Here is a 4,030-nt window from a genome sequence, read left to right as displayed (position 1 = left end):
GGCCGGGGCCGCGCGAAAACGCACTGAGCCGGCATCGGCGGTCAGGGGGCTCAGGCCTTGCCGCAGGGGCTCCAGCGCCTCACGCACGATTCCGTCAGCACCCGCACCGCATGCGAGGGATGCCAAGCCTGCCTTGTCAGGGGTAGAGCGCATCGCCGGCCCCCTGGGCGAATGCCCATCCCTTCGAGGCTTTGCCAAAGCCAGTGGAAGACTTGCGCGTCCCCTGCGACTTGCGCGCCGCGGCCAATGCGGCCTTGAGCAGCGCCCGGGTACCTGGGCGCGCCGACTATCGCGATCAACAACGCCGGCAAGGTCGTGCGCGGACCCAGCGAGGACCTGGCCGAGGAGGAGTGGTCCGCCGCCCTGGACCTCAACCTGAGCGGCGTCTTCCGTGTCGCACAGGCCGCGGCGCACGGCTTGATGCGAAGCGGCCAGCGCGGCCCTCGATCATCAACATCACATCGATCCTCGGCCTGCGCCTGCTCCCGCAGATCGCCGCCTACACGACCACGAAGGCCGCCGTGATCCAGCTGACCATGGCCCTGGCCCTCGAATGGGCGCCGCATGGCATCCGCGTGAATGTCATCGCGCCGGGTTACTTCGAGACCGACATGACGCGGGACTTCCTGCATTCCGCGGTGGGCGAAGCCCTGATCGCGCGCATCCGGCAGAAGCGGATGGGCGCCTTCGCGACCTGGATGGTCCGCTGCTGCTGCTGGCGTCGGATGCGTCCGCCTACCATGACAGGGACAGTCATGCGGGTGGATGGCGGGCATGTGATCAACGCGCTCTGAAGGCCTGCGTTATCAAATAGGCCGCCAGCAAACTGGGCATAGTTCGGCCTGCGCGACGAAATCCGGCTTCAACGCATCGATGTCCGACCTTGTGCTGACCTTTCGGAACGTGCACAACTGGATCGAGGCCGGTGAACTTGACAACATGCGGAGGGATCGGCGAATCCGACCGCATGACGCTGCGCTTCGTCAAGAGATAGGCGGCGAGCCGAGCCAGGCGCTCGCGACGATCGCGCGCGCGGAATGTCAGATCCGCCCCAGCGCCTGCGCCAGATCGTCCTGCAGATCCTCCACCGCCTCGACGCCCACCGACAGCCGCACCAGCGAGTCGCCGATGCCGAGACGCGCGCGGGTCTCGGCCGGGATTGTGGAGTGGGTCATGATCGCCGGGTGCTCGATCAGGCTCTCCACGCCACCGAGGCTCTCGGCCAGGGAGAAGATCTTCACCGCTTCGAGGAAGCGGCGGGTGCCGGCCAAGTCGCCATGCAGATCGAGCGAAATCATGCCGCCGTAGCCGCCCGTCATCTGGCGGCGCGCAAGTGCATGCTGCGGATGCGATTCAAGGCCTGGGTAGTGCACCCGCTTGACCTGCGGCTRCCCCTCCAGCCATTGCGCCAGCACGGCGGCATTGGCGCAGTGCCGCTCCATGCGCAGCGCCAGCGTCTTGACGCCGCGCAGCGCCAGGAAGCTGTCGAATGGGCTTGCGATGGCACCGACCGCGTTCTGCAGGAACCCGAGCCGCTCCCGCAGGGCCTCGTGCCGTGGTTCACGGCCGACGATCGCGACGCCACCGATCACGTCGGAATGCCCGTTGAGGTACTTGGTGGTCGAATGAACCACGATGTCGAAGCCGACTTCCAGTGGCCGCTGCACGAAGGGGCTGGCAAAGGTGTTGTCGGCCACGCTGATGATGCCGCGCGCGCGGCACAACGCGGCCAGCGCTTCGAGGTCGGCCAGTCCCAGCAGCGGATTGCTGGGGGTCTCGACCCACAGCAGCCGGGTGTCGGGCCGCAGCGCCGCAGTCACCTGGTCGACRTCGCCTAGGTCGACATAGCTGAACCGATGGCCGGCGCTGCGTTGTCGAACCTTGTCGAACAGCCGGAAGGTGCCGCCATAGATGTCATCGCCTGAGACGATGTGGGATCCCGCGTCGACCAGCTCCATCGTGGTCGAGATCGCGGCCAGGCCGGACGCGAAGGCAAATGCCTGCGAACCACCCTCGAGATCGGCCACGCAGCGTTCGAACGCGAAGCGCGTCGGATTGTGCGAGCGGCCGTAGTCGTAGCCCTGGTGCACCCCCGGGCTCTGCTGCACATAGGTCGACGTGGCATAGATGGGCGGCATGATCGCCCCGGTACTCGGATCGGGCGCCTGGCCGGCATGGATCACCCGGCTGGCAAATTTCAGATGCTTGGTGTGCTCGGGATCGCGGCTCATTTCAATTTTCTTCTCCAGTGGTTCAGCAGGTCGATGCGGGTGATCAGGCCATGGAAGCCGGCGGCGTCGGCCACCATGGCCACGTGGCCGCGGTCGAGCACCACCTCGAGCTGCGCGATGCTGGCGTCAGGCGCCAGCGTCTGCACTCGATCGGTCATGGCGCGGCGAACCTGCCAGGCGAAGCGGCCCGCATCTGCATGGACCTCGCGCAGAAGATCGGATTCGTCGAGCACGCCGACCAGGCCGCCTTCCACCAGCACCGGCAGTTGCGACACCTCGGCCAGCTGCATGCGCTGGAATGCCGTCAACAGGGTGTCGTCCGGGCCAACGCTGACCACGCTGCCTTCCTCGACGCGGCGGGAGATCAAGTCGCGCAGGTCGCCATAGCGCTGGCGCGCCAGCAGGCCGTGATCGAGCATCCACTGGTCGTTGTAGACCTTCGACAGATAGCGGGTTCCGGTGTCGCATACAAATGTCACGACACGCCGCGGCACCGTCTGAGCGCGGCAGTAGCGCAGCGCGGCCGCCAGCAGCGTGCCGGTGGACGAGCCTCCCAGGATGCCCTCGGCTCGCAACAGCTCGCGCGCGGTTCCGAAGCTCTCCTCGTCATCGATCGAATAGGCCTGCGCGACGCCCGAGAGGTCGGCGATGGCCGGTATGAAGTCCTCGCCGATGCCCTCCACCGCCCACGAGCCCGCTTTGCCGACCTTGCCGCTGCGCGTGTATTCGGCGACGACGGAGCCGGCCGGGTCGGCCAGCACGAACTGCAGCGCGGGCTGCACCCGGCGAAAGTAGTGGGTCAGCCCGGTGATGGTGCCGGCGGAGCCGACGCCGACCACGATGGTGTCCAGGTCGTGGCCGGTCTGCTCCCAGATCTCGGGCCCGGTGCCTTGCTCGTGCGCCAGCGGATTGGCCGGGTTGTTGAACTGGTCGGCGAAGAAGGCGCCCGGTATCTCCGCGGCGATCCGCGCCGCATAGTCCTGGTAGTAGGCCGGATGGCCCTTGCCGACGTCGGAACGCGTGATGCGCACGTCGGCGCCGAGCGCCTTCAGATGCAGCACCTTCTCGGTCGACATCTTGTCGGGCACCACCAGCACCACGCCGTAGCCCTTGGCCCGCGCCACCAGCGCCAGGCCCAGCCCGGTATTGCCCGCGGTGGCTTCGATCACCGTCCCGCCGGGCCGCAGCCGGCCATCGCGTTCAGCGGCCTCGATCATGGCCAAGCCCACGCGGTCCTTGATCGAGCCGCCGGGATTCTGCGACTCCAGCTTGAGGAACAGCGTGCATGGACCGGTGTCCATGCGCGTAACCCGCAACAGCGGCGTGTTGCCGATCAGGTCGAGCACGGCGGGGTTGCGCATCTCGGAAGTCCGGTGGGGAGCATCATAGGCCGCTTCGACGGGGTTTGCAGGGCGCACGTATCGCGACCACGCACTTCCGCTACGCCTCGGCAGCGGCTTCGACGACTCCTTCGCTCCATCCCGACCCGCGGTGGCGGAAGTCCTCGAGGATCTGCGCGTGTTCGCCATGGGCGAAGGCGTTCGGACGCTCCAGGCGCAACTCGCTGGCCGGGGGCGGGACCGGATCCGGGCCCTGGACGTTCACATTGGGCAAGGAGACAAGCTCGAATTCAGGGCCATCGAGGACCTGAGACCCCACGAACAACGCCGCCACCGCGCATTCGCCTCGCGCCGCGTACAGCGTGCTCCAGAAATACGCCGAAACTTTGCGCGAGCAGCASRAGCCCAACATCGACGACCTGCTCAAGATCGTCACCGAGTCCGTGGCGGCCTACCAGG

The 4,030-nt window shown here is 67.2% G+C and carries 5 protein-coding genes and 1 pseudogene; 3 read left to right on the top strand and 3 right to left on the bottom strand.

Annotated elements, in window-relative coordinates:
• The first annotated feature begins 273 nt into the window (after window positions 1–273).
• Window positions 274–525 (top strand): SDR family NAD(P)-dependent oxidoreductase, encoded by a 252-nt coding sequence (locus AC1DY5_RS45430; protein ID WP_478120961.1) that lies wholly within the window; start codon window positions 274–276, stop codon window positions 523–525.
• A complete protein-coding gene (locus tag AC1DY5_RS45425) occupies window positions 447–794 on the top strand; it encodes an SDR family NAD(P)-dependent oxidoreductase (RefSeq protein WP_478120960.1) in 348 nt (115 codons plus the stop codon). The genes AC1DY5_RS45430 and AC1DY5_RS45425 overlap by 79 nt, the downstream gene beginning before the upstream one ends.
• A 246-nt stretch (window positions 795–1,040) precedes the next feature.
• Here the strand turns inward: AC1DY5_RS45425 and AC1DY5_RS45420 are convergent, their stop codons facing one another.
• The 3 genes from AC1DY5_RS45420 to AC1DY5_RS45410 all read right to left on the bottom strand — a co-directional run bounded on the left by AC1DY5_RS45420 (window position 1,041) and on the right by AC1DY5_RS45410 (window position 3,905).
• Window positions 1,041–2,231: a trans-sulfuration enzyme family protein gene (locus AC1DY5_RS45420; RefSeq protein WP_478120959.1), complete on the bottom strand. Its 1,191-nt coding sequence runs from the start codon at window positions 2,229–2,231 to the stop codon at window positions 1,041–1,043.
• The gene (locus tag AC1DY5_RS45415; RefSeq protein WP_478120958.1) at window positions 2,228–3,592 is read right to left on the bottom strand and encodes a pyridoxal-phosphate dependent enzyme; all 1,365 of its coding nucleotides are present in this window, start codon (window positions 3,590–3,592) and stop codon (window positions 2,228–2,230) included. The genes AC1DY5_RS45420 and AC1DY5_RS45415 overlap by 4 nt, the downstream gene beginning before the upstream one ends.
• 79 nt (window positions 3,593–3,671) lie before the next feature.
• Window positions 3,672–3,905: a hypothetical protein gene (locus AC1DY5_RS45410; RefSeq protein WP_478120957.1), complete on the bottom strand. Its 234-nt coding sequence runs from the start codon at window positions 3,903–3,905 to the stop codon at window positions 3,672–3,674.
• 25 nt (window positions 3,906–3,930) lie between these two features.
• On the opposite strand from AC1DY5_RS45410, the pseudogene xseB reads away from it, so the two are divergent.
• Window positions 3,931–4,030 (top strand): annotated as a pseudogene (gene xseB / locus AC1DY5_RS45405) (exodeoxyribonuclease VII small subunit); the annotation flags it as partial.

This window comes from Variovorax sp. P4_D9, from assembly GCF_056401695.1.
The sequence above is the reverse complement of the archived record's forward strand: the minus strand, read 5'-3'. Positions and strand labels throughout refer to the sequence as shown.